The 24879-nt window shown below is 64.8% G+C and carries 26 protein-coding genes and 1 pseudogene; 8 read left to right on the forward strand and 19 right to left on the reverse strand.

What is annotated here, in order from left to right:
* Positions 1–11: 11 nt before the first annotated feature.
* Positions 12–236 carry a YdcH family protein gene (locus YH64_RS18565; protein WP_046806215.1) on the reverse strand — a complete coding sequence of 75 codons (225 nt, stop codon included), beginning with the start codon at positions 234–236 and terminating at the stop codon, positions 12–14.
* 254 nt (positions 237–490) lie between these two features.
* On the opposite strand from YH64_RS18565, the gene YH64_RS18570 reads away from it, so the two are divergent.
* Positions 491–1639: a sterol desaturase family protein gene (locus tag YH64_RS18570; RefSeq protein ID WP_046806214.1), complete on the forward strand. Its 1149-nt coding sequence runs from the start codon at positions 491–493 to the stop codon at positions 1637–1639.
* Positions 1640–1653: 14 nt separating this feature from the next.
* On the opposite strand, the gene YH64_RS18575 is transcribed toward YH64_RS18570, so the two are convergent.
* From YH64_RS18575 to YH64_RS18600, 6 genes are all read right to left on the reverse strand, one after another.
* The gene (locus YH64_RS18575) at positions 1654–2451 is read right to left on the reverse strand and encodes an anti-sigma factor domain-containing protein (protein WP_046806213.1); all 798 of its coding nucleotides are present in this window, start codon (positions 2449–2451) and stop codon (positions 1654–1656) included.
* Positions 2448–3017, reverse strand: coding sequence for a sigma-70 family RNA polymerase sigma factor (locus YH64_RS18580; RefSeq protein WP_046806212.1), 570 nt, complete (start codon positions 3015–3017; stop codon positions 2448–2450). Before YH64_RS18580 ends, YH64_RS18575 begins: the two co-directional genes overlap by 4 nt.
* Positions 3018–3138: 121 nt before the next feature.
* Positions 3139–3702: a DUF3455 domain-containing protein gene (locus tag YH64_RS18585; RefSeq protein ID WP_046806211.1), complete on the reverse strand. Its 564-nt coding sequence runs from the start codon at positions 3700–3702 to the stop codon at positions 3139–3141.
* Positions 3703–3847: 145 nt separating this feature from the next.
* Entirely contained in the window at positions 3848–4474 is a 627-nt protein-coding gene (ycaC, locus tag YH64_RS18590) for an isochorismate family cysteine hydrolase YcaC (protein WP_046806210.1), read from the reverse strand.
* Positions 4475–4590: 116 nt separating this feature from the next.
* Positions 4591–5562 (reverse strand): LysR substrate-binding domain-containing protein, encoded by a 972-nt coding sequence (locus YH64_RS18595; protein ID WP_046806209.1) that lies wholly within the window; start codon positions 5560–5562, stop codon positions 4591–4593.
* Between the two features lie 77 nt (positions 5563–5639).
* Positions 5640–6605: an AraC family transcriptional regulator gene (locus YH64_RS18600; RefSeq protein ID WP_046806208.1), complete on the reverse strand. Its 966-nt coding sequence runs from the start codon at positions 6603–6605 to the stop codon at positions 5640–5642.
* A gap of 314 nt (positions 6606–6919) precedes the next feature.
* Here YH64_RS18600 and YH64_RS18605 point away from each other — a divergent pair, with 314 nt between their 5' ends.
* The 3 genes and pseudogenes from YH64_RS18605 to YH64_RS18615 form a co-directional block, all read left to right on the forward strand.
* Complete coding sequence (locus YH64_RS18605; RefSeq protein WP_046806207.1) at positions 6920–7966, forward strand: aldo/keto reductase; 1047 nt, start codon at positions 6920–6922, stop codon at positions 7964–7966.
* Positions 7967–8097: 131 nt separating this feature from the next.
* The gene (locus YH64_RS18610; RefSeq protein WP_052946072.1) at positions 8098–8823 is read left to right on the forward strand and encodes a lysozyme inhibitor LprI family protein; all 726 of its coding nucleotides are present in this window, start codon (positions 8098–8100) and stop codon (positions 8821–8823) included.
* 72 nt (positions 8824–8895) lie between these two features.
* A pseudogene (locus YH64_RS18615) lies at positions 8896–9648 on the forward strand (YoaK family protein); the annotation flags it as partial.
* A 10-nt stretch (positions 9649–9658) separates the two neighbouring features.
* Here the strand turns inward: YH64_RS18615 and YH64_RS18620 are convergent.
* From YH64_RS18620 to YH64_RS18640, 5 genes are all read right to left on the reverse strand, one after another.
* Complete coding sequence (locus YH64_RS18620; RefSeq protein WP_143215438.1) at positions 9659–10486, reverse strand: hypothetical protein; 828 nt, start codon at positions 10484–10486, stop codon at positions 9659–9661.
* Positions 10483–11208 (reverse strand): tetratricopeptide repeat protein, encoded by a 726-nt coding sequence (locus YH64_RS18625; protein WP_046806205.1) that lies wholly within the window; start codon positions 11206–11208, stop codon positions 10483–10485. The genes YH64_RS18620 and YH64_RS18625 overlap by 4 nt, the downstream gene beginning before the upstream one ends.
* 287 nt (positions 11209–11495) lie before the next feature.
* Positions 11496–12044: a fasciclin domain-containing protein gene (locus YH64_RS18630; RefSeq protein WP_046806204.1), complete on the reverse strand. Its 549-nt coding sequence runs from the start codon at positions 12042–12044 to the stop codon at positions 11496–11498.
* An 87-nt stretch (positions 12045–12131) separates the two neighbouring features.
* On the reverse strand, positions 12132–12812 hold the full coding sequence (locus tag YH64_RS18635) for an anti-sigma factor domain-containing protein (protein ID WP_046806203.1): 681 nt from the start codon (positions 12810–12812) through the stop codon (positions 12132–12134).
* Positions 12809–13354, reverse strand: coding sequence for a sigma-70 family RNA polymerase sigma factor (locus YH64_RS18640; RefSeq protein WP_046806202.1), 546 nt, complete (start codon positions 13352–13354; stop codon positions 12809–12811). The genes YH64_RS18635 and YH64_RS18640 overlap by 4 nt, the downstream gene beginning before the upstream one ends.
* Positions 13355–13587: 233 nt before the next feature.
* On the opposite strand from YH64_RS18640, the gene YH64_RS18645 reads away from it, so the two are divergent.
* Entirely contained in the window at positions 13588–14250 is a 663-nt protein-coding gene (locus tag YH64_RS18645; protein WP_046806201.1) for a thiopurine S-methyltransferase, read from the forward strand.
* A gap of 45 nt (positions 14251–14295) precedes the next feature.
* On the opposite strand, the gene YH64_RS18650 is transcribed toward YH64_RS18645, so the two are convergent.
* The 6 genes from YH64_RS18650 to YH64_RS18675 all read right to left on the reverse strand — a co-directional run bounded on the left by YH64_RS18650 (position 14296) and on the right by YH64_RS18675 (position 20760).
* Positions 14296–15063: an SDR family NAD(P)-dependent oxidoreductase gene (locus YH64_RS18650; RefSeq protein WP_046806200.1), complete on the reverse strand. Its 768-nt coding sequence runs from the start codon at positions 15061–15063 to the stop codon at positions 14296–14298.
* The gene (locus tag YH64_RS18655) at positions 15060–16055 is read right to left on the reverse strand and encodes an NAD(P)H-quinone oxidoreductase (protein ID WP_046806199.1); all 996 of its coding nucleotides are present in this window, start codon (positions 16053–16055) and stop codon (positions 15060–15062) included. Before YH64_RS18655 ends, YH64_RS18650 begins: the two co-directional genes overlap by 4 nt.
* 16 nt (positions 16056–16071) lie before the next feature.
* Positions 16072–16776, reverse strand: coding sequence for an ABC transporter ATP-binding protein (locus YH64_RS18660; RefSeq protein WP_046806198.1), 705 nt, complete (start codon positions 16774–16776; stop codon positions 16072–16074).
* Complete coding sequence (locus YH64_RS18665) at positions 16769–18550, reverse strand: ATP-binding cassette domain-containing protein (protein ID WP_046806197.1); 1782 nt, start codon at positions 18548–18550, stop codon at positions 16769–16771. Before YH64_RS18665 ends, YH64_RS18660 begins: the two co-directional genes overlap by 8 nt.
* 22 nt (positions 18551–18572) lie before the next feature.
* Positions 18573–19439 (reverse strand): branched-chain amino acid ABC transporter permease, encoded by an 867-nt coding sequence (locus YH64_RS18670; protein WP_046806196.1) that lies wholly within the window; start codon positions 19437–19439, stop codon positions 18573–18575.
* A 121-nt stretch (positions 19440–19560) separates the two neighbouring features.
* The gene (locus YH64_RS18675) at positions 19561–20760 is read right to left on the reverse strand and encodes an ABC transporter substrate-binding protein (protein WP_046806195.1); all 1200 of its coding nucleotides are present in this window, start codon (positions 20758–20760) and stop codon (positions 19561–19563) included.
* Positions 20761–21091: 331 nt separating this feature from the next.
* On the opposite strand from YH64_RS18675, the gene YH64_RS18680 reads away from it, so the two are divergent.
* The 3 genes from YH64_RS18680 to YH64_RS18690 are packed head-to-tail and all read left to right on the forward strand — an operon-like array spanning position 21092 to position 23758.
* Complete coding sequence (locus YH64_RS18680; protein ID WP_046806194.1) at positions 21092–21874, forward strand: SDR family oxidoreductase; 783 nt, start codon at positions 21092–21094, stop codon at positions 21872–21874.
* Positions 21874–22830, forward strand: a complete 957-nt coding sequence (locus YH64_RS18685; RefSeq protein ID WP_046806193.1) for a 3-hydroxyacyl-CoA dehydrogenase — start codon at positions 21874–21876, stop codon at positions 22828–22830. The genes YH64_RS18680 and YH64_RS18685 overlap by 1 nt, the downstream gene beginning before the upstream one ends.
* Entirely contained in the window at positions 22823–23758 is a 936-nt protein-coding gene (locus YH64_RS18690; RefSeq protein ID WP_046806192.1) for a 3-keto-5-aminohexanoate cleavage protein, read from the forward strand. Before YH64_RS18685 ends, YH64_RS18690 begins: the two co-directional genes overlap by 8 nt.
* Positions 23759–23804: 46 nt before the next feature.
* Here YH64_RS18690 and YH64_RS18695 read toward each other — a convergent pair whose 3' ends face one another.
* Positions 23805–24875 (reverse strand): glycerol dehydrogenase, encoded by a 1071-nt coding sequence (locus tag YH64_RS18695; RefSeq protein ID WP_046806191.1) that lies wholly within the window; start codon positions 24873–24875, stop codon positions 23805–23807.
* Positions 24876–24879: the final 4 nt, after the last annotated feature.

The raw sequence follows: 24879 nt of genomic DNA on the forward strand, positions 1-24879 counted from the left end.
AAGCTGGGGTGTCAGCCGGCCTTCTGGTCGGCGGCCCGCAGCAGGCCGTAGAGCTTGTCCTTGAGCTGTAGTTTTTCTTTTTTCAGCACTTCAATGTTGACGCCCGAGCTTGGCACGACGCCGTCCTCCATATTTTGAATCTCCTGGTCCAGGTCGTTGTGACGCTGGAACAAGGCCGAGAAATGCGCATTCTCGGATTTCATCTGCGTAATGAGTTGGCGATATTCAGGGAACATTAGGGCCTCTCTCTTGGGAACCCGTTGACGGGAACCGGCGACGCACCGGGACGCGGCACGCGTCGGCTCGTCCATGACACGCCAACCCCCGCGCCTTGTCAACCACGCGGCCCCCGCCGCCCTTGGTGTGAATTGACCGCCCGCAAAGCCGGCAGATACGCGGCGTGAAAATGTCGTTGATGCTCACTTTTGATTACATGAAAGGGTTTGCCCGGAGATACACTCGGCACCCCGTGGTCCGTCATCTTTTAGACATGAAACAACGCGCGTCCAATGTTCGGCAGGTTTTTGCTCTTTTCAGCAAGGACGGGCGTATCCACCCGGGCACTGGCATGATGAGCGGCGTGATCGCGCTGTTCCTGGCCATTCTGGCCGTGCTGGGCGTATTGGCTTTCCACTTTCCCGCTTACCTGACCACGCCGGAACTGCGCGCCTTCTATTCCGTGGAGGCGATGCGCACGCTGCTGTTTTCCGCGTTGCTCGTGTCAGGGTCGATCGCACTGGCCAACATCGTGCTGGGCCGCCAGCGCTGGCTGAATATTTCGGCTTTCGTGCTGGTCTGCTGCGCGGTGGCCGCCGGGGGTAGCCAGGTCGTAGTGACCACGTCCAATACCGGCAACCACCCGTACCTGGGCCTGGACTGGTTCATCCTGGACCTGCTGGCGTCCAGCATGGTCTTCATCATCTTCGAAAAGCTGACGCCGCTGTATCCCGGCCAACCCGTGTTTCGTGGCGAGTGGCAGGTGGACATGAAGCATTTCCTGTTCAACCATCTGTCGGTGGGCGCGGTGCTGCTGTGCATCAACTTCTTTATCCACCGGCTGTTTTCCTGGGCAGCCTACGAGCCGCTACAGGCCGCCATCCAGTCGATGCCGTATCTGCTGGAATTGTTCGTGGCGGTGCTGGTGGCGGACCTGGCGCAGTACGCGGCCCATCGGGTCTACCACGAGGTCCCGTTCATGTGGCGCATCCATGCCGTGCACCACAGCACGCGCACGCTGGACTGGCTGGCCGGATCGCGCCTGCACATCGTTGAACTGCTGATCACGCGCGTGGCGGTGTTGGGCGTGTTGTTCGTGCTGGGGTTTTCAAAGGCCGTGCTGGACGCCTACATCATCATCGTCGGCTTCCAGGCCGTGCTGATCCATTCCAACGTGAAGCTGCCGTGGGGCTGGCTGCGCTACATCATCGTGACGCCGGACTTTCACCATTGGCACCACTCGTCGGACACGGAAGCCATCGACAAGAACTACGCCGCCCACTTCTCGTTCATCGACTACATCTTCGGCACGGCCGTGCGCGGCGTGGGCAATCGCCTGCCCGAAAACTACGGCATCCTGGATAACGACATGCCGGGCACCTTCCTTGCCCAGCAAGCGTATCCCTTCAGCCGCAAGCGCTAGCCCGCGCCTGCCGGCTACAGCATCTTGACCGCGCGCCCGATGAACTGAATCGGGCCGGTCGGCTTGCCGATGGGCGAGCCGGTCTTGGGTTCAAGCGTCAGCTCGAAAAGCTGGTTGGGCTCCAGCGGCGGCAGCTTGTCCAGCGGGATTACGACGGGTTCGCCCGGCTTGATCAAACCCAGCGATACCGGGCCGGCCCAGCCGTCGGCCTTGGTCCAGAATTCCAGCGCCCGGTCCGGCGGCACTTCCGTTGCGGCGATGGGCACCAGTTGCACGGCGCTTTGCCCGGCCTGCGCCTGCACCACCCAGCCCGGCGCCTGCGATTGGGGCGCCACCAACACCACCACGTATTGCGGGGCCGACGGCGTCGATGCAGGGCGCAGCGCCAGCGTGCTGCCCAGGATCAGCACCGCCGCCATACCGCCCACGGCTACGCTGCGCCAGAACATCAGGCTGTCCCACAGCCCCGGCTTGGGTGGGCCGATAGGGCGCGACCGCGGGGCCGCCGACGTGTTCGTCTGGGCTTGTCCCCGGGCATGGGCTTGTACGCGGGCATGGGCGGTGCCCTTGGCCTGCGCCGCATCCAAGGTGCCGACGATGCGCGGCCAAAGGCTGGCCGACGGTTCCACCGGGGTCGACAGATTGGTCAATGGCAGCAGGCGCGCTTCCCATCGCGCCACGGCGGCCCGCAGGGCGGCATCGTGCGTCATGCGCGTTTGCACCGCGCGGCGCGCGTCGGCCGGCAAGGTGCGCAGCACGTATTCGCCTGCCAGTTCGTCGGTGTCGTCGTAAGCATCTTGCGGGGCGTTCATGCCAGGCACTCCCGCAGCGCTTGCAGGCTGCGCTTGATCCATGCCTTGACGGTGCCCAACGGCGCGCCCAGGCGTTGCGCGATCTCGCTGTGCGTCAGCCCCTCGACATACGCGTGCAGCACGCAGTTGCGGCGCACGGGTTCCAGTTCTTCCAGGCACGGAGCCATGCGGCCCGCGCTGGCGCGCCAGTCGAACGCGTCACGCGTGTCGTGCCAGGCTTCGATGGCGTGTCGCGCGTCCAGGGCGGCAGCGGCGTCATCATCTACGTCGGTTTCTCGCGCGGTGTCGCGCAGCGCGTTCAACGCCAGGTTGCGGGTGATGCTGTAGACCCAGCCGCGTCCCGAACCCCGCGATGCGTCAAAGGCGCCCGCCTGCTTCCAGATCTTGACGAATGCGTCATGCACGATGTCCTCCGCCCAAGCGCGGTCGCGCAGGAGTCGTTGGGCCACACCCAACAGGCGCGGGCCTTCTTGCCGATACAGGGCCTCCAGCGCGGCCCGGCGGCCGGCGGCGCATTCCTGCAAGGCGGCTTCGTAATCGAAATCCGGATCAAGGCGGTTCGGCATGCGAGAGCGGGGGAGCGGGAAGAGGGCGGCCGCGCGTGATCAGCCTGCGCGGTGGGAAGTTGCGCCATCTTACCCGTAGTCCCCTGCCGTGGGCCCGTCGGAATGCGACGGGCCCACGGGATCAGTTCGCCTTGTAGAAAATGTAGTCGGCCTGGTATTGCACCTGGCTCTTCTGGCCCAGCATGGCGGTGGTGCAAGGGGTCTTGGGCGCCACGCCGCCCTTCAGGGCCACGCGCTGAATGTAGGTCACCCCGGTCAACGCGCCCGCGCCCATCGCGGGGTTTGCCTTGACCAACTGGTAAGGCAGGTTGCCGTCACCCGCCGGCGCCACGGCCACTTGCGTGCCGGTCAGCTTCGAGCCGTCCATGGCTTCCCACGTGGCGGGCGGGCCGTAATACGTGCCCACCGGCTTGCCCTTGCGGTCGTTAAGCACGGCCTTCGGGCCGGCAAACACCCATTCGGCCTGGCCCTTCATATCGGCCTTGGCGCGGCATTCGTAGGTGATCTCGCCCACGCCCACGGTTTCCCAGGCCACCTTGTTGCCGGCGGGCGCCTGGACGCTGGCGGGCAGGTTGGCCTGCGAATAAGCCATGGATTTGGAACTCATCGAGCCGCAGGCGGCAAGCAGCGACACGGCGAACAGGCCGGCAACGGCGGGAATGCGGTGCGAACGTTGGGTCTTCATGAGCGGTCTCCAGCAACGTGAAAGGTCTGTGGACGACGCGCCCATTGCGCGCCGGTACAGGTACTACACGCGGGGAGCCCAAACGGATGCAGGCCGGATGCAAATATTTTTGCATCCGGCCTGCATTGGCAAAACGGGCGGGGGTTTACTTGGCCTTGCGGTTGGCCGAGTACGACGCCATCAGGTTGCGGTAGTCGGGGATGTGGTTGGCGAACAGGGTGCCCAGGCCTTCCACGTCGTTGCGCCAGTCGCGATGCAGTTCGCACGCCACGCCGAACCAAGACATCAGCTGCGCGCCGGCTTGTTCCATGCGGCTCCAGGCGGCGTTGCGGGTGACTTCGTTGAAGGTGCCCGAGGCGTCGGTCACGACGAACACATCAAAGCCTTCTTCCAGGGCCGACAGGGCGGGGAAGGCGACGCACACTTCGGTGACCACGCCGGCGATGATCAGCTGCTTCTTGCCGGTGGCCTTGACGGCCTTGACGAAGTCTTCGTTGTCCCAGGCGTTGATGTTGCCGGGGCGGGCGATGTAGGGGGCGGTGGGGAACTTGTCTTTCAGTTCCTGGACCAGCGGGCCGTTGGGGCCGTCTTCAAAACTGGTGGTCAGGATGGTGGGCAGCTTGAAGTATTCGGCCAGGTCGGCCAATGCCAGCACGTTGTTCTTGAATTGGTCCGGTTGGAAATCGCGCACCAGGGAAAGCAGGCCGGCTTGGTGGTCAACCAGCAGGACGGCGGCTTCGTTCTTGTCCAATTTCACGTAGGGCTTGGTCATGGTTTGCTCCGTTATGTCTTCAGGTTTGGTGCGCGGTGTTGCGCGGTGAGTGCATGAACAGAATTCTAAATATCAACCAATAACCCCGGTAGTCGGGCAAATTGCGCCTCAGCGTTCTATTTATCGGACGATGGGCGCGGGGCTTGCGGGCCAGGGATGCCGTGGCGCTGCTGCGTATCGCATTCGCGTTGGGCGTTTTCACGATACTCCGTCGCCATGAAATCCAGTAGCTCGCGCACGGCGGGCAGCAGCCCCCGCCGTGAGGGGAACACCGCATGGACGGCGCCCGGCTCCGGCACCCAGGGCGCGCCCACCGGCACCAGCGTGCCCGCGTCCAATTCTTCGCGAATCATCATCAGGGGCAGTGCGGCCACTCCCACGCCGCGCATCGTGGCCTGCTTCAGCGCCAGCATGTCGTCGGTGACCAGGCGCGGGGTGAACGCTACGTTCTGACGCACGCCATCGGGCCCGTCCAGCCGCCACTGGCATTCGCGCTGTTCCGTGCCCAGCGCCAACGTGGGCAGTTCGGCAATCCTGGCAATGTCGGCGTCCGGCGGCAGCCTGCGGGCCAGCGCGGGGCTGGCGACCAGGCTCTGGCAGCTCATGCCCAGCGGCTTCATGACCAGATCGCTGTTTTCCAGGGGACCAAAGCGCACGCGCACGGCCAGGTCAAAGCCTTCGCGCAGCACGTCCACGGAACGCGAAAAGCTCTTCAAATACACGTGCACCTTGGGGCACTTCTGCATGAACCGCGCGACCACATCGCCCAGAAAGTAATAGATCAAAGCGGGCGGCGCGCTCATGCGTATCGTGCCTTGCGGCTCGGCATGGGTGCGGTCGATGACGTCTTGCGCGGCCTCGGCGCCGGCCAGCATCGACAGGCACTGGTCGTAATATTCCTGCCCCAATTCGGTCACGGCAAAGGTGCGGGTGGAACGCTGGATCAGCCGCACGCCCAGCCGTTCTTCCAGCAGGGCAATGCGGCGGCTGAGGCGGGATTTGGGGATGTCCAGCGCACGGCCCGCGGGCGCGAAGCCGCCGTGTTTCACGACTTGGACAAAGTAGTAAAGATCATTCAAATCGTGCATGACTTCCCGCGTTTTCGGAATTAAGACGTAGCGGGAGCATATAACGCGATGACGGCCGCGCGGGACCCAAGCGGAACTCAGGCGGCCGCGCCCACCGATTCCTCTTTCCAGCGCTGTTTGTCGCGCAGCGGCGGGGTGCCGAACAGACGGCTGTATTCGCGACTGAATTGCGACGAACTTTCGTAGCCCACGGCGTGCGCGGCCAAGGCCACGCCGGCGTCATCGCTCAACATCAGCCGGCGCGCTTCCTGCAAGCGCAGGTGCTTCTGGTATTGCAGCGGGCTCATGGCGGTGGCCTGCTTGAAATGGTGGTGCAAGGACGACACGCTCATGTGCACGTCGCGCGCAATTTCTTCCACGCGCAGCGGTTGCGCGTAGTTGTCGCGCAGGATACGGATGGCCTTGGCCACGCGGTTGAGCTGGCTGTCTTGCAGCACCGTCTGGCGCAGCACGACGCCCTGGCCGTTCATCAGCAGCCGGTACAGCAGCTCGCGCTTGACCATGGGCGCCAGGATGGGGATGTCGCGCGGAGTGTCCAGCAGCCGCAGCAGCCGCAGCACCACGTCCAGCAGCGAGCCGCCCAGGGGATTGACGCACAGCGCGCGCGAGGCCTCGGCGGGCACCAGCGGCGGCAGGTTTTCGTCGCTGATCAGCTCGGCGATTTCCTCGGGGTTCAGGTCCAGCCGCAAGCCCAGGTAGGGCAGGGTGGGGCTGGCCACCGACACCTTGGCCACCACAGGCAGGTCCACCGACGAGATCAGGTAATGAAAGGGGTCGTATTCAAAGCTCTCGTCGCCGATCAACAAGCGCTTGGAGCCTTGCGCGATGACGGCCAGCGCGGCTTTTTGCAAACCAGGCTTGGCGCCGGTCGGTTGCGACAGGCGATGCAGATACAAGCCTTCGATGGGTGTATCCAACGAGCCCTCCAGCGTGCCCGTCATGCGGTCCAAGGTGCAAAGCAGCTCGCGGCGGGCGGGTTCGTAAGCACCGTCCAAGCCGGGAATATTGACGGAAGCTTCGGTTTGCTCGGTAGTAATAGGCATGGAGGCTCCGAGAGGGGCGCGGGCCTGGCGGCGGCACAGGCGCGGCGGAATAGGGGGCGGGCTCCAGTGTATGCCCGCTGGGGGCACGCCGAACCGGGGCCAGATAGGCTATGGAGAAATGGGCAAAAAATCAGGAGGATCGGGCGTATGCCTGATTCTCCGGCGCACCCGCCAGAGAATCAGGCAAAAAACGGGCAGGATCAAGCAGCGCGTGGCGGCCGCTTGCGACGCATACTGTTCGCACCCCGGCCAGTTGCGTTCGGCGTCCCATCCCGGGGCGCACGGATCCGCCACGCCGCAGAAGGAGCACCACCATGCGATACAAGAAATTTGGCAGCACCGGCCTATTCGTTTCGGAACTCTGCCTGGGCACCATGACCTTCGGCGGCGAAGGCGAGTTGTGGAGCAAGATCGGCAACCTGCAACAGGAAGACGCCAACCGTCTGGTCGGTCGCGCCCTGGAAGCGGGCGTCAACTTTATCGACACGGCCGACGTCTATTCCGAGGGGCGGTCGGAAATCATCACCGGCCAGGCGCTGCGCGATTTGAAGGTCGCGCGAGACGACGTCGTCATTGCCACAAAGGTGTTCGGCCAGACCGGCGCGGGCGTGAATGCGCGTGGCAATTCGCGTGTGCACATTCTGGATGGCGTGAAGAAAAGCCTGTCGCGCTTGCAGCTGGATCATATCGACCTCTACCAGATCCACGGCTTTGACCCGGCGACGCCCATTGAAGAAACCGTGCGCGCGCTGGACACGCTGGTCCAGCATGGCCACGTGCGTTATGTGGGCGTGTCCAACTGGGCGGCCTGGCAGATCATGAAGGCGCTGGGCATTGCCGAACGCCTGGGGCTGGCGCGCTTTGAATCGCTACAGGCGTACTACACGATTGCCGGGCGCGACCTGGAGCGCGAGCTGGTTCCGATGCTGCAAAGCGAAGGCGTCGGCCTGATGGTGTGGAGCCCGCTGGCAGGCGGCTTGCTCAGTGGTAAATACAGCCGTGACGGCTCTGCCGAAGCCGGCAGCCGCCGCGCCGCCTTCGACTTCCCGCCGGTGGACCGCGACCGCGCTTATGACAGCATCGACGTCCTGAAATCCGTGGCCGATGCGCGCGGCGTGTCGGTGGCGCAGGTGGCGCTGGCGTGGTTGCTGCACCAGCAGGTGGTGACCAGCGTCATCATCGGCGCCAAGCGGGTAGACCAGCTGGACGACAACCTGGCGGCAACCGCCATCAAGCTGACGCAGGATGAGCTGGCGGCGCTGGACAAGGTCAGCGCGCTGCCGCCCGAGTATCCCGGCTGGATGCACGTGCGCCAGGGCGAGTTCCGCCGCAAGCAATTGGCGGAATCGGGCGCGGTGTAAACGGCGCGGGGCCACCCGCGGCGCAGGCGCGCCCAGGTCATTGGGCGGTTCGGAGTGCGACCGAGAGCTGCGCGAAACGGGGGCGGCGCGAGTAGAATCTTCGCGTTCCGTCCCCGCCTTGAAGACCTCCCATGACACATCGCTTTCTCGCCAGCATGCCTTCCCCGACGGTCAAGCCGTGGTTGGCTGCGCTGGCCGTCACCGCCCTGGCAATGGCCGCGCCTGCGGGCGCCGCGCCGCAGCCCTCGTTTGACTGCGCCAAGGCCACGGCCGACGTAGACCGCGCCATCTGCGCCAGCGATGCCCTGGCCACGCAAGACGCCAGCATCGCGCGCCGCTTTGCCGAGGCCAAGAAGGCATTCGACGCCGACACCGCCCGCGCGCTGACGCAAGACCAGCGCTACTTTGTCGGCGTGCGCAACGAAGACTATGCCGAGCCCGGCAGCGCCGCCGAGCGCGTCGAAAGCTTGTCCGACCGCCTGAAATACCGCGACGCTTTTCTTGCGTCGCTGGTGCTGACGCCACGCCAGGGTTTTGAAGGCAGCTGGGACAACCTGGCTGGTGGCATCACGATCGTCCGTCAGGCCGATGGCAAGCTGATGGTCGAGGCCCAGGCCGCGCAGCCGCAGAATGCGCGCTGGTTGTGCGACGCCAGCGGCGTGGCGACGGTCAAGGGGGACACGCTGGTGGTCGAGGCGGACGACCCCGGCGGCTGGACGCTGACACTGTCGCGCAAGGGCGCGGCGCTTGTCGTGGTCGATACCCCGCCGGCCAAGGACAAGGCGGCGGGCGGCCCGCCGTACTGCGGCATGAACGGCGCGTTGGGCGGCGTCTACTTCCCCGTGCGCCAACCCTAGGCCGGCCCGTGGACGCCGACTAGAATGTGTGTCGCGTTGCCGTAGGCACGCTCTTCGTTTGAAGGGAATCGCGTGGCCATTCCGTATTTGCGCCGGCTGACGGCGGTCAGCCGCAGCCCGCAAGCCAACAGGCACCTTGCCTATTTTCTGACCTTTACCGCCGGCGCGGTAAACGCGGGCGGGTTTCTGGCCGTCCAGCAGTACACCTCGCACATGTCCGGCATTGTCTCGATGATGGCCGACCACATGGCGCTGGGCGGCATCGTGGTGGTGTTGCAGGGCATGGCGGCGTTGCTGTCGTTTCTGGCGGGCGCGGCCAGCTCCGCGTTCCTGATCAACTTCGGGCGGCGGTCCCATCTGGCTAGCGAATACGCCTTGCCGCTGCTGGTGGAAGCGGTGTTGCTGCTGCTGTTCGGCTTGCTGGGCGCCAACCTGGAAACGCTGCGCTGGTTCTATGTACCGGGCACCGTGATGCTGCTGTGCTACATCATGGGCCTGCAAAACGCGATGATCACCAAGGTGTCGCGCTCTGAAATCCGCACCACGCACGTCACGGGCATGGTGACCGACATCGGTATCGAACTGGGCAAGCTGTTTTACTGGAACGTGGCGAAAAGCGATGCCCAGCACACGCCGCCGGTGCGCGCAGACCGCGGCAAGCTGATCGTGCTGAGCCTGATGGTCACGCTGTTTTTTGTAGGCGGCGTGACGGGCGCGTACTCGTTCTTCCACTTTGGCTTCGGGTCGACCTGGCCCCTGGCGCTGCTGCTGACCTTGTTGGCCGCCGTGCCGATCGGGGACGACCTGCGCAGCCTGATGCGGCGCGTCTAGCGCATCACCGCGTGGCCTTGCGCACGACGGCGTGGCCCAGAAACACTTGCAGCGCGGCCAGGGTTTCGTAATGCAGGTTCTTCAGGCGGGCGTCTTTGGCCGCTTCGGTGATGGCGGTGCCCCGGGCGTTCAGGGGATACGGCTCACCCAGCAGGCGAGCCATGTCGATCTGGTAAAAACTGGCGTCGCCATAGGGCCGCTTGCCGTCGATCATGGGCATCGGCCAGAAACGATCGCCTTCGCGCAGCACGGCTTGCAGCTCTTGCGGGCCGGCCTCGCGCCACACCGCAGCGCGCAACACTGTCAGATGTTCGGCGCGCAACGTGAAGCCGCCTTGCGCGTCCACGCCGCTTTGCGGGAAGTCGAATGTGTCTTTCATCTCGGCCGGCACCGTGTAACGGCCCGGGGCGAGTTTGCCCGCCGACGTCACAAAGCCCGGCACCACGCGGCACACTTCGGCCAGGCGTTGGATGGCCAGCGCATCGTCCGACGTTTTCAGTGCGCGGCGAGCGGCCGCGAGCGTGTCCGGGCCACCGAGCAGCGGCTGTTCGAAATCGATGCCCGGCGCGCCGGATTCGATCGGCATCCATTGCACGCGCAGCAAACATATCAGCGCCGCGTGCTGGGCCGTGATCGGAATGGCTTCGATCGGCGTGGCGAAGACTTGTCGAATAATGGGCTTGCGGTCCACGGCGGCCAGTGCGCGTAGCGGCGCCAGCAGCAGCCCGCCCAGGCCCAGCCTTAGACCCAGACCCAGACCCAGACCGAGACCCAAACCCTGGCCCGTCCCCGCCAGCAGCTGGCGACGCGTCATCATGGCGCGTCCGCTCATTTGCGCAGCTCGTCCAGCGCGGACTGGGCCAGTGGGTAACCGGGCTGGATTCGCAAGGCGTCTTCATAAGACAAGCGCGCGTCGGTCTGCCGGCCCAGGCGCCGCAGCAAATTACCCTGGTTGGTCAGAATCAGCGCGCTGGCGGGTTTGGCGCGCACGGCCTTTTGGTAGGCTTCCAGCGCGTCGGCCTGGCGGTCCATGCTGTCCAGCAACGCGGCCTGAAGGTTGTAGCCGATGCTCCAGTCCGGGAAACGGCTGGTCAGCGCTTGCGCGGTAGCCAGGGCGTTGGGCAGGTCTTTGCGTTGTGCCTGGGCGCCGGCTTTGTTGACGTACGCCCATTTGTCGTCCGGATTCAGCTTGATGGCTTCGTCAAACAGGTCCTGGGCGGCGGGCAGGTTGCCTTGCTGCGCTTGCAGCTTTCCCAGGAACAGCCTGACGTCGGCGTTGCGGGGGTCTTGCTTGGCCATCTCTTCGGCCACGCGCTGCGCCTCTTGCGGGTCGTTGGCTCGCAGCGCGGCGGATATCCGCGAGTTCAGCGTCTGCATCGCGGGCGGCAGTTGCTGGACGCGCGCGTGCAACGCTTCGTTTTCGGCGCGCAGCTCGGCTTGGTACGCGTGGTCCAGCTGTGCGGCGCCTTGTGCATGGGCGGCGGGCAAGGCCAGGGCGGCAAGCGCCGATCCCAGTAAGCAGGCAAGCAAACGGCGGCGTAGGGGCGCAAGCATGGCGGTCGGCGGTTCCTGAAGCGGTTGGGCAAGCGGGCGGGGTGTTGGACGCCTACGATACCGGAAGCGCGGCGCGCGGTAAAAAAAGAGAGGCTGAAAAAGTCAGCATCGCGCCAACAGCAAGCAACAGTAAGCCAAGAGCAGGCCAACAGCACGCCCACATCGCGCTGCAAAACGCGCCACGGGCAAGCCGAACGCAAAAAAGCCGAACGCAAAAAAACCGAACGCAAAAAAGCCCGGCGCTTGGGCCGGGCCTGGAACCACGGCCCCGCAGGGCCGGCTCCCAATCAGTTGGGCATCAGCACCGTGTCCACGACATGGATCACGCCGTTGGACTGATAGACGTCGTACGTGCTGATGGTCGACATACCGCCCTTTTCGTCCTTCAGGGTCAGGTTGTGCTTGCCGTTCATCATCACCCAGAGCTTGCCGCCGCTGGCCGTTGTCAGTTCCGTCTTGCCGCCGCCCTTCTTGATCTTGGCCGCCAGCGCGTCGAAGTCCAGCTTGCCGGGCACCACGTGGTAAGTCAGGATTTTGGTCAGCGTGGCCTTGTTTTCAGGCTTGACCAGCGTGTCAACCGTACCGGCGGGCAGCTTGCCGAAGGCGGCGTTGGTGGGCGCGAACACCGTGAACGGGCCCTTGCCCTGCAACGTATCGACCAAACCCGCCGCCTTCACCGCAGCCACCAGCGTCGTGTGGTCCGCGGAATTGACCGCGTTGGCGACGATGTTCTTGGTGGGCATCATCGCCTGGCCGCCCACCACGACGTCAGCCGCGAACGTGGGCGACATGGTCAGGGCAGAGGTAGCGATGGCAATCTGGGCTAGCAATTTCATGACGATCTCCTTTTGTGTGGCCGTCATGAGGAGATACGGGGCTGGCCTTCGATTGGATGCGCGAATTCTTCCTGGGACAAACCCTGATCAGATGACCTTGCCGCTAAGCACGACCGGGCCGGTCGGGATGCCATTGGGGGCGCCGCCGTCCGGTTCCAGCGTAATGGCAACGGTGTCACCCTGTTGCGGCAGCTGGCTGGGAGCCAGCACCGTGGTCTGGCCGGGTAGCACCACGCCCAGCGAGCGCGGCGCCTGCCCCGGCGAAATGGCCCACAGCTCCAGCGCGCGGCCGTCCGCCAGCGCGACCAAGTCCTGCATGGGCTGCACGGCCAGACGGTTGTCCGGCAGGGTGTTCACGACCATGGCGCCGGGCACCTTGTCGTTCGACAACACGGCAACGGTGCGGACCTGGAGGGGCTCGGTGGGCGGCTTGAGCATCAGGAAGGCCAGTACCACCACGGCGGTGGCCAAGCCCGCGGACACGGCGCGCCACCAGGACAGGGCACGCGGGGGCGCCAACGTGCGGGCGGCGGCGGGGGCCGGCGCGATGCGCGCGGCAATGGCTTTCCAGACATGCGCGGGCGGGGTTTCGGGCGGCAAGGCCAATGCCAAGGGCAGCAGGCGGTCTTCCCATTCGGCCACGGCGCGGCGCAGGCCGGCGTCGTCGCGCATCAGCGTGATGAAGCGTTGCCGCGCACCCGCGCGCAAACCGCCCAGCACGTAATCGGCGGCCAGGCGATCCTGCAATTCGGGGTGGCGGTAGTTCATTCCAAGCACCTTTTCAGCCGTTGCAAGCCCCGGCGTATCCAGCTCTTTATCGTTCCCAGCGGCGTGTCCAGGCGCGCCGCGATGTCGGGATGCGCCAGGTCGTCAAAAAACGCCATGGCGATGGCAACGCGTTGCGGCCCTTCCAGTTCGCCCATGCAATCAGCCAGCCGACGGCCTTCCTGGTTGCTTTGCAGACGCGCCAGCGGACCCGGGCTGTCATCGGCCATGGCCAGGGTCAACGTGTCGTCCGGGTCCGGCACCACCACATCGGGCCGACGAAGGCGGTCGATGCAGCGATTGCGAACGATGCGAGTCATCCACGTCATCGGCTGGCTTTGCGTGGCCTGATACTGGCCGGCCTGGCGCCAGATCGATACGAAACACTCTTGCAGCACGTCTTCCGCGGCGGCCTGGTCCCTCAACATACGTCTGGCCAGCGCAAACAGATGCGGGGACGCAAGGCGATAGACCTCCGCCAGGGCGGATTCGCGTTTTTCCGCGCACTGGCCAAGCAGGGTCTGAAGGTGTTGAGCGTCGGGCATCGGTTCCTAAGGGGGGAAGGGCATGCTGGTGCAGAGCATACCGGCCCGTGACGCTGGCGTCACTGTGTTGGCGTCACTTATTTATCCCGGCACTACAATGCCCGGCACCGGATCGCGCGTCAGCGCGCGCCGCAGGTGGCCCGGTACGCCGGGCGCGCCGCCGTCCCGGGCCCCGGCCGGCCCGGCAAAAAGCGTATAGCTTGCAATCGAAACACAGGAGGAGCAGACAGGACATGGACGCAGAATTCTGGTTGGAACGCTGGCGCGAAGGGCGCACGCACTTTCATCAAACCCGGATTACGCCGCTCTTGCAGAAGTACTGGCCCACGTTGGCCGTACCGAAGGGGGGTCGGGTTTTGGTGCCGCTATGCGGCAAGTCGCTGGACATGGTCTGGCTGGCGGCGCAGGGGCACACCGTGCTGGGCGTGGAACTGTCGCAGCTGGCGGTGGAACAGTTCTTCAGCGAAAACGAGTTGCGCCCGGTCACGCATGAATCCGTCTACGGCACGCACTACGTGGCGGGCAATATTGAAATCATCCGCGGCGACATCTTCAAGCTGGATTCCCAGCTGCTGTCGCACTGCGTGGGCGCTTACGACCGCGCGGCGCTGGTCGCCTTGCCCGAGGACATGCGCGGCGACTACGTGCGCCACGTATACGGGCAGCTATCGCCCATTGCCCGGGGCTTGCTGATTACGCTGGACTATCCGCAAGAAGAAATGGCGGGGCCGCCGTTCGCGGTGCTCGACAGTGAAGTGCAAGCCATCTTCGCGGGCGTGGCGCCGGCGGTCATCATCGACCGCCGCGACATCCTCGACAAAGAACCCAAGTTCCAAGGGGCGGGCGTCAGCCGGCTGGACACGGTGGTGTACCGACTGGGCGTGCAAGGCGCCTGATCCGCAGTGCGGGCGGCGGCGCGGCGTGCCTACAGGCTTACAGGCTCAGGTCATCAGCCAGCCGCCCGCCACGTCCAGCACCTGGCCGGTCACGAACCGCGCCTGGTCGGACGCAAAAAACAGGCAGGCGTCGGCCACTTCCTCGGGGGTGCCCAGACGCCGTAGCGCCGTCACCCGCGCCACGGCGTCGTTGATTTCTTGCGGCACGCTTTTCAGCAGCGGCGTGCTGATGCGCCCCGGCGCCAGCCCATTCACCGTCACGTTGAATTCACCCAGCTCGGCAGCCCAATGCCGGGTGAGCCCAAGCAGCCCTGCCTTGGTGGCCGCGTAGTGCGCCGCCACGATGTCGCAATACGCCTTGCCCGCCACCGACGACATGTTGATCACGCGACCCTGGCGCTGCTGGACCATGTGCGGGGTCGCCAGGCGCGTCATGTAGAACACGCTGTTCAGGTTGACGGACACCACCTTGTCCCATTCGCCGGGCGGCATTTCCCAGACCTTCAACGCGCGCCCGCCCGTCTTGGGCGAAATGCCGACATTGTTCACCAGGATGGTTGCCGCGCCCAGTTCGGCGGTGATGCGATCGTAGGCCGCCTGGCACTGGTCGAAGTGCGCGACGTCGGCGGGCACGAAGGCGACGTCGTGGCCGCGTTTTTGCAGGACCTTTTCATAGGCCTGTCCAGCCTGGGCATTGAAATCGATCAGCCCGACGCGGCCGCCTTCGGCCACAAAACCTTCGACGATGGCCGAACCGATGCCGCCCACCGCGCCTGTCACGATGGCGACCTGGCCATCAAAGCGTCCGCTCATGCCTGCACCTTCAGCATGATCTTGCCGATGTGCCGGCTGCTTTCCATCAAGGCATGCGCGCGGTGGGCGTCGGCCAGCGGGAAGACCTCATGGATCAGCGGCAGGCATTGCCCTTGTTCCATCAACGGCACCACTTTTTCCGCCAGGGACCGGGCAATGGCGCCCTTGTCCTCATCGGAACGCGGGCGCAGCGTCGACCCGGTGAATTGCAGGCGCTTGGTCATGATGGGCAGGGCGTCGATCTCGGCCTTGCTGCCTTCCAGGAAGGCGATCTGCACCAGTCGGCCGTTCACCGCCAGCAGCCTGATGTTCTTGTTGATGTACGACCCGCCCACCATGTCCAGGATGACGTCCACGCCCGTGCCCTGGGTGGCGTCGCGCACGGCGGTTTCGAAGTCGGTGTCGCGGTACAGCAGCGCGTGATGCGCGCCGGCCTTCACGCAGGCGTCCGCCTTGGCCCGGTTGCCCACGGTGGTCCAGACCTGCGCGCCGAACGCGCGGGCCAGCTGAATGGCCGTCAGCCCGATGCCGCTGGAGCCGCCGTGCACCAGGAACTTCTCGCCGGCGGACAGGCGGGCGCGGTCGAACACATTGGTCCAGACGGTGAAGTAGTTTTCGGGAATGGCGGCGGCGGTCAGCATGTCCAGCCCGCGCGGCACGGGCAGGCAGTGGCGCTCGTCGGCCAGGCAATACTGGGCATAGCCGCCGCCGGGCGTCAGCGCGCAGACGGCGTCGCCCACCTTCCAGGCCGTAACGTCGGGGCCGACGCCGATGATGGTGCCGGACACTTCCAGCCCCAGGTAGGGGGATGCGCCCGGTGGCGGCGGATACGAGCCCGAGCGTTGCAGCACGTCGGGGCGGTTGACCCCGGCGTAGGCCACTTCAATCAGCACCTGGCGGCCGGTGGGCTCTTCCATGTCGCGTTGGGCGACCTGCATGCAATCGGGCGCGCCGCCCTTGCCATGGTCGATGAATGTGCAGCGTAGGGACATAGGGGAATCCTGGAGTTCAGTGGCCCAGATAGGCCTTTTTGACATGGGGGTCGCTAAGCAGTTCGGCGCCGGTGCCGGTGCGCACGATGGCGCCGTTTTCCAGCACGTAGCCCCGATCCGCAAGCCGCAGCGTGCGGAACACGTTTTGCTCGACCAGCAGCACCGTCACGCCATGCGACGTCACGTTGCGGATGATGTCGAACATCTGCTGCACCAGCAGCGGCGACAAGCCCAGCGAAGGCTCGTCGAACACCAGCAGCTTGGGGTCCGCCATCATGCCGCGCGCAATTGCCACCATCTGCTGTTCACCGCCCGACAGCGACCCGGCGTACTGCGACAGGCGTTCTTTGACGCGCGGGAAAATGCGCAGCACTTCGTCCAGCTTGCGGGCCACGATGGGGCGCGCCGCGCGCTTGTACGAACCCATCAGCAGATTGTCTTTGACCGTGAAGTGCGGAAACAGCTGACGGCCTTCGGGAATCATCGTGATGCCCGCATCCACGATGTCGTACGGGTTGCGGTTGGTCAGGTCCTGCCCTTCGAATTCAACCTTGCCCTGCATGGCCGGAATGACGCCGCACAGCGTCTTGAGCGTGGTGGTCTTGCCCGCGCCGTTCGCGCCGATAAGCGTCACGATTTCGCCGGCATTCACTTCGAAGTTCAGGCCGTTGAGCACCTGGCTCTTGCCATAGCCCGACGACAGATTCGACACCTTAAGCATCCTGGTACTCCTTGCCCAAATACGCCTCGATGACGGCGGGGTTCTCGACCACGTCCTTCGGCGCGCCGCTGACCAGCACGGCGCCTTCGTTCAGGACGATGATGCGGTCGGACAGCGCCATCGTGGCTTGCATCATGTGTTCGATCAGCAGCACCGACACGCCCGAATCGCGGATGCGCCGGATCATCTGGATCGACTTCTCGATGTCGGTCGGGTTCAGCCCCGCCATCACCTCATCCAGCAGCAGGATGCGCGGCTTGATCGCCAGCGCGCGGGCGATCTCCAGCCGCTTCATGCCGCCCACCGTCAGGCTGCGCGCCTCGGTGTTGAGGTACTTGAGCAGGTCCGTCTGTTCCGCGACTTTCAGCGCGATCTGCTCCGCTTCGTCACGGTTGGACGTGCGGATGAACGCACCCAGCATGATGTTCTCAAGCACCGTCAGGCCGGTGAACGGCTTGGCGATCTGGAACGTGCGGCCCAGGCCCTTGTGCGCGAACTCGTCCGGCGTCTTGCAGGTGACCCAGTTGCCGTCGGCGTCCAGCATCGAAATATCGCCCTTGTCCGGCGACAGAAAGCCCGACAGCAGATTGAACACCGTGGTCTTGCCCGCGCCGTTCGGCCCGATCATGCCCAGGATTTCGTTCTGGTTCAGCGTTAGCGACACGTCGTTGGTGGCGCGCAGCCCGCCGAAACTCTTGAACAGCTTGTCCGCCTTCAAGACCGGCTGGTCGGATCGGGTCGCGGCGCGCAGCCGCAGTTCGTCGGCCAGCTTCGGCTTCTTGCGCGGCGTGCCCAGATACGGCAAGCGCGCCAGCCCGCGTTCAATGGCGGGGCCGAAGGCGCCCGCCAGCCCACGCGGAATCGTCAGCACCACGGCCACCAGGATCAGGCCGTAGATCAGCCCGTGCATGCCGTTGCCCACGCTGGACAGCCAGCCGCGCGCCAGCTCGGCGATGGGCAGCACCAGGAACGTGCCGGCAATCGGCCCGGCCACCGTGCCCAGTCCGCCGATCAGCGCAAACATGGCCACCTGGATCGACAGCTCCAGCGAGAACGCGGAACTGGGATCCACGAAGGTCAGGTAGGTGATGTGGAAGGTGCCGATGATGCTGGTCAGCATGGCCGAGACGACGGCCGCGATGATCTTGACCCGCACGGTATGGATGCCCACCGCCAGCGCGGCGTCCTCGCGTTCGCGGATCGCGATCAGGTAATGGCCGATGCGCGACTTGCGTATCGCCCACGACACCCACGTCACGAACAGGAACAGGCCGAACGCGATGATCACGTAGTTCATCTTTTCGCGAAACACGATCCACGCCCAGCCGATATTGAGCGGCAGGCTGATGCCGCTGGAACCGCCCGTCCAGCTTTCCTCGTGGATGACCAGCAGCCGCACCACCTCCAGGATGGCGATGGTGGCCAGCGCGAAGAAGGGCCCGCGCAGCCGCAACGTGGGATAGCTGATCAGGATGGCGACGGCGGCCGAGATGGCCGCGCCCGCCAGCATGCCGATCCACGGCGAAATGCCGAAGTTCTGCGTCAGCAGCGTGGCGGTGTAGCCGCCGATGCCGTAGAACACGGCATGGCCCAGCGACAACTGGCCGGCGTAGCCGCCGACGATATTCCACGCCACGGACAGCGAGGCAAAGACGAACAGCAAGACAAAAAGGTTGGTCCAGAAAGGCGTGCCCATGACGGCGGGCACGAGGAACATCACGATCAGCAAAATCAGGCTGACGTAGGCTTTGGGGCTTCGAAAGTCGGGAAACACGTCTCGCTCCTTGTGGCTCTGATCACTCTGTGCCGACGCCGAACAGGCCGTTCGGTCGCAGGACAAGGATCAAGAGGAAGATCCCGAAATACACGACCTCTTTCAGGTCGGGGGCGATGTAGTAACCGGCCAGCGTATCGACGATGCCGATGATCATGGAGCCGGCCACGGCGCCATACAGGCTGCCCAGTCCGCCCAGCACCACGATCACGAAGGCGGTCAGCACGAAGTACGTGCCCACCGTCGGAAACACCGGATACTGCGGCGCCAGCAGGCCGGCCGCGATGCCGACGAACGCGGTGCCCAGGCCGAAGGCGATGGCGTAGACGTTGTTCACGTTCACGCCCATCAGCGTGGCGGCATAGCGATGCTGGGCCACGGCGCGCAGCGCGCGGCCCAGGTAGGTGCGATGCATGAACAGGTGCAGCAGCACGGCCAGGCTGATGCCGATCACGAAGGTGATCAACTGCCCGGTCACCATCGAGAAGTTGCCCACGTCGATGGCGTTCGTGCCCAGCTCCACCGGCGCGCGATACACGTTGGCGCCGAAGATCACCAGCGCCAGGTTCAGCAAGATGGTGGACACGCCCACCGTGGCGAAAATCTGAATGTGCTGGTCGGCGTTGAGCAGCGGCTGGATGATGCCTTTTTGCGTCAGCGCACCCAGCGCGAACAGGATCACCGCAACGGGAACCAGCCCCACATACGGGTGGACGCCGAATTGCGCGGCAATCAGATAAACCAGATACATGCCGATCATCAGGAACTCGCCGTGCGCGAAGTTCACGACACGCACGACGCCGAAAATCAGTGTCAGCCCCAGGCTGATGATGGTGTATGCGCCGCCCAGCAACAGGCCGTTGATGACCAGTTGAATGAAGATATCCATGGTGCAACCTCTTAGAGCGGGATGCGGCCCCGGCGCGGCTGCTGCATTGGCGGCCGCGCCGGGGCGCGCGTGTCCCGGGAAACATCAGGCGCCCCCGAGCGCCTGATCACTGGCGTCGCGCTTACTTCTTGAAGACGGGCTTGCCAAGTGCGAGGTTGCTGGGCGCAATGGTGACGAGCTTGCCGTCTTGCCACTGCATGACGTAGAACGTGGAGGCGTTGTTCTGGCCGTCTTCGCCGAAGTCGAACGCCCAACCGTTAGCCGTTTGGCCGGCCGGCTTTTTGTAGGCCATGACGGCGGCGCGAATCTTGTCCTTGTCGGTGGACTTGGCGTTGCCGATGGCTTCAAAGAAAGCCTTGGCGCCCACGTAGTTCGTCAGGCTGTGGCCCGACTGCGGGTCGCTCTTGTAGGTAGCTTTGTAGGCTTGCAGGAACTTGTCCAGGCCCGGCGCGCCGGCCGGGTTGATGGACGACTGGGGAAAGTCCAGGTCGAACACGCCGTTCATGTCGGCGCCCACGGCCTTGGCCGTATCGGCCAGCGAATAGCCGCCGCCCGCGCCGATCACGACCTTGGGCTTGAAGCCCGCGGCGCGTGCCTGGCTGAAGTACAGGATGGCGTCGTTCTGGTAGGCCGTTTGCAGCACGACGTCGACCTTGGCGCCCTTCAGGCGCAGGATCAACGACGACAGGTCAACGGTCTTGGCGGAATACGGCAGCACTTCGGCCACGGTGTAGCCCAGTTCCTGCGCGCGCTTTTTCTCGGTGGCCGCCACGTCGGTGCCATAAGGCCCGTCTTCGTGGATGATGCCGATCTTGATGTCCTTGGGGTTCAGCCCCATGCCCGGGGCAATGGTGTCATGCAGCGCGTTGACGACCGACACGCCGTACAGCGCCGTGTTCGGGTTGCTGCGGAACAGGTACTTGTAGCCGCGCGTGGTGATCTTGTGGGCGGTGGCGCCCAGTTCAAAGTACGGCACGCCGGCCAGTTCCGTCACGGGCGAGGCCGCGTACGAGATGCCCGATGCGTAGCTGCCGAACACGCCCACCACGTTGGCCGAAATCAGGCGCTTGGTTTCCGACACGGCCTGCGTCGGGTCCACAGCGTCCGCCTTGATGATTTCGATCTTCTCTCCGTTGACGCCGCCGGCGGCGTTGATCTCGTTGACGGCCAACTCCAGACCGCGATAGCTCTCTTGACCCAGGAGCGCAAGCGCACCGCTGAACGGGAAGAGGGCGCCCACTTTCATGTCGGCCGCTGCGGTGCCGCTTGCCAGTGCGCCACACACGCCCAGCGCCAAAATAATTTTATTGAACTTGAACACTGTCTACGCTCCTTTGTCGGTATGGGATGCGGACTGTCTTGAGTGCTGTCCGTCTTTTTTAAATATATGATATATGAGCCGGTCAGGTACAAAAACCCCGCCTTGGATTCTAGTGGGGGCCGCAGCAAGCCGAATCGGGGAATTCCCTAAAGCCGCATGAATAAAGCCTTAGCGGCCGATGACGCAGGAAATTAACCGCAATATTCCGCCTGGCGAAAGGGGCCGGCCCCCTGGCGCGGGGTACCCCGGAAAGCGGGGAAATTTCCGCGCTTTGTCATATATCGTATATGATCAAACGCAAGCTTTCCCATAAAAACCAGGAGACAACAGCATGTTCGAGGAAGTCGATTTCGCTGGCAAAAAGGTGCTGATCACCGCGGGCGCGGATGGTCTGGGTTTGGAGATGGCCAAGGTTTTCCACCACGCCGGCGCCACGGTTTTCGTCTGCGACGTGAACGAAACCAGAGTGGCCGCCATCCCGTCCGAGCTGCCGGGCGTGCAGGCCATGGTGGCCGACGTGTCCGACGAAGATAGCGTGGGCGCGCTCTTTGCCGCCGTCAAGCAAAAATTGGGCGGGCTGGACATCCTGATCAACAACGCGGGCGTTGCCGGCCCCACGGGCTATGTCGAAACCTTGTCCAAGGCCGACTGGGACCGCACGCTGGCCGTGAACATCACCGGCCAGTTTCTTTGCGCGCGCCAGGCCATCCCCCATTTGAAGCAGTCCAAGGCGGGCGTGCTGATCAACCTTTCGTCCGCTGCCGGTCACCTGGGCTTTGCCGGGCGCTCGGTGTATTCGGCGTCCAAGTGGGCCGTGATCGGGTTCACCAAGTCGCTGGCGATTGAGCTTGGCCCGCACGGCATCCGCGTCAACGCCATCCTGCCGGGCGCCGTGGAAGGCCCGCGCATCCGCGCCGTGATCGCCGCGAAGGCCGACACGCTGGGGCGGCCGGTTGAGGAAATTGCCGCGCAGTACGAAAACCAGGCGGTGCTGGGCCGCATGGTCACTGCGCGTGACATTGCCAACATGGTGTTGTTCAACGCCAGCGAGGCTGCCCGCAGCGTGACGGGCCAGGCCATCGTGGTGGACGGCTTCACGCAGAAGCTCTACTGATGGACGCCGATTCCGCGGCCCCCGTTGCCGCCATCATCGGCACCGGCCTGATCGGCCAGGGCTGGGCCATCGTGTTTGCGCGCATGGGCTGGCAGGTGCGTCTTCATGACGTGAATGCCGCCATGCTGGCCGAGGCCCGCACGCTGATCCTGCAACAGTTGCAGGAGTTGCAAGCGCAAGGCTTGTTGACCGACGCCGACGCCATCATCCAGCGCGTGCACGTTGCCGACAGCCTGGCCGATGCGGTCAAGGGCGCGTGCTACATCCAGGAAAACTCGCCCGAGAAGGTCGACATCAAGCGCGCCTTGTTCACCGAGCTGGATGCGGCGGCCGAGCCCGACGCGGTGATCGGCAGTTCCACGTCCAGCATTCCGGCCAGCCAGTTCACCGAGCACTTGCCAGGGCGCCATCGCTGCCTGGTGGCGCACCCCGTCAACCCGCCGTATCTGATCCCGGTTGTGGAACTTTGCCCAGCGCCGTGGACCAGTCCGGATACGCTGGAGGCGGCAAGCCGCATCATGACCGCCATCGGTCAGAAGCCCGTGCGGCTGCGTCGGGAAATCGAAGGCTTCATCTTGAACCGCCTGCAAGGCGCCTTGTTGCACGAGGCCTTCCGTCTGGCGAAAGAGGGCATCGCCAGCGCCGAGGACATCGATACCACCGTCAAGGACGGCCTGGGACCGCGCTGGTCGTTCATGGGGCCGTTTGAAACCATCGACCTGAATGCGCCCGGCGGCATTGCGGATTACTGTGCGCGCTATGGTGGGCTGTACCAGTCCATAGGCGCGGACCAAACCGAATGCGTGGCATGGGACGCGCCGCTGGTGCAAGCGCTGGCCGACGAGCGCCGCCGCTTGCTGCCGGAACCAGACCTTGCCAAGCGCCGCTTCTGGCGCGACGAAAAACTGATGCGCTTGATGCGCCACAAACAACAGGACGGAGACAACAATGGCTAAGCCCAAACAGAAAGTCGTCATCACTTGCGCCGTGACGGGCGCCATCCACACGCCCAGCATGTCGCCGCACCTGCCGGTCACGGCGGATGAGATCGCCGAAGCCGCCATCGGCGCGGCCAAGGCCGGCGCAGCGGTGCTGCACCTGCATGCGCGCGACCCCGAAACGGGCAAGCCGTCGCAAGACCCGGCGCTGTTCAAGCCGTTCCTGGAACGCATCAAGAACGAGACCGACGCCATCATCAACATCACGACCGGCGGCAGCCCGCACATGACCGTCGAAGAACGCATGCGCCCGGCCACGACGTTCAAGCCGGAGCTGGCGTCGCTGAACATGGGGTCGATGAACTTCGGCCTGTTCCCGATGCTGGACCGCTTCAAGGACCTGAAGCACGATTGGGAACGCGAGCATCTTGAGAACAGCCGGTCGCTGATCTTCCGCAACACGTACCAGGACATTGAATCGATCCTGACGCTGGGCAACGCCAACGGCACGCGCTTTGAGTTCGAGTGCTACGACATCAGCCACCTGTACAACCTGGCGCATTTCGTTGACCGCGGGCTGGTCAAATCGCCGCCTTTCATCCAGTCGGTGTTCGGCATTCTGGGCGGCATTGGCCCGCACCCGGAAGACCTGATGCACATGAAGCGCACTGCCGACCGCTTGTTCGGCAACGACTATGAATGGTCAATCCTGGGTGCCGGCCGCAATCAGATGCCGCTGGCCACCATCGGTGCGGCAATGGGGTCGAACGTGCGGGTCGGGCTGGAAGATTCGTTGTGGATCGGGCCGGGCCAGCTGGCCGAATCGAACCGCTCACAGGTCGAGCGCATTCGCACCATTGTCGAAGCGCTGAACCTGGAAGTGGCCACGCCCGACGAAGCGCGCGCCAAGCTGGGGCTGAAAGGGCGGGACAACGTGGCGTTCTGATCGGCAAGCGCGGCGGGCCTGGCCTGCCGCGCTGCGTGAGGCGCGACTAGGCGTGGCGGCGCAGCGCGTCCGCCAGCGTGGCGACGTCCAGCGGATGATCGAAGTTGGCGGCGTGGCGGGCCTTCAGGCTCAGCTCGGCCGCCAGCGTCAGGTCTGCGTCGCTGGGCATGTCGGCCGCGCCCAGCTCGCGCAGGGTGGTGGGCAGCCCGACCTGCGCGTACCACTGGGTCAGGTCCGCCAGCATGCCGTCGTTGCGTTGTTCAAGGTCCAGCTGCACCAGCAGGCCGACCGCCACTTGCAGGCCATGCAGCGCGGTGGCCACGCCGCCGATCTTGGGCAGGCCGCGCGTCAACGCGTGGGCAATGGACAAGCCGCCGCTTTCAAAACCGAGACCGCTCATGAGGATCATCGCTTCCACCACGCGCTCGAATGCAGGCGTGGGCTGGCCGGTGCCGGCCGCGCCCACGGCGTCCACGCCGTCGGCCAGCAGCGTGCGCAGGCAGCCGTCGGCAATCAGTTGCGCCGTCAGCAGCGGCGCGCCGTCGTACATGTTCTTGCCGCCGTTGCGCTGGCATTGTTCCGCTTCGAATTTCTTCGACACGGCGTCGCCCAGACCGGCGCGGAAAAAATGCACGGGCGCGGTGGCAATGATGGCGGTGTCGACCAGCACGATGGTGGGGTTGAACAGCATGTGCTCAACGGCCAGGAGGTTGTGATGCGCGTCGTAGAGCACGTAGTTCTTGCTGGTGGGCGCATCGTTGGAAGCCACCGTCGGCACCGTGATCAGATGGCAGTGCGAAGACTTGGCCACCGCCTTGCCCGCATCCAGCGACTTGCCCCCGCCCACGGCGATCACCATGTCGATGCCTGCCTGCGCGGCTTGCGCGCGCAGGGCGTCGATCAGCTCGGGCGTCAGGTCGCCGTCGACGATCAGCGGTGTCACCGCAACGTCGTGCTCGGCGCACAGGCTCTCGATTCTTGGACCCAGTACGCCATGGACATAGCTGTCGATGACCAGTGCCGCGCGGCGTCCGAACAAGGTGGCGGTCTGGCCCAGGGTGTCCAATGCGCCCGCGCCTTGTATGTAGCGGCTGGGCGCGCCAAAAATCTTCAGCATGAAG

The sequence above is a fragment of the Achromobacter sp. LC458 genome (genome assembly GCF_001005835.2).
GTDB lineage: Bacteria > Pseudomonadota > Gammaproteobacteria > Burkholderiales > Burkholderiaceae_B > Achromobacter > Achromobacter spanius_B.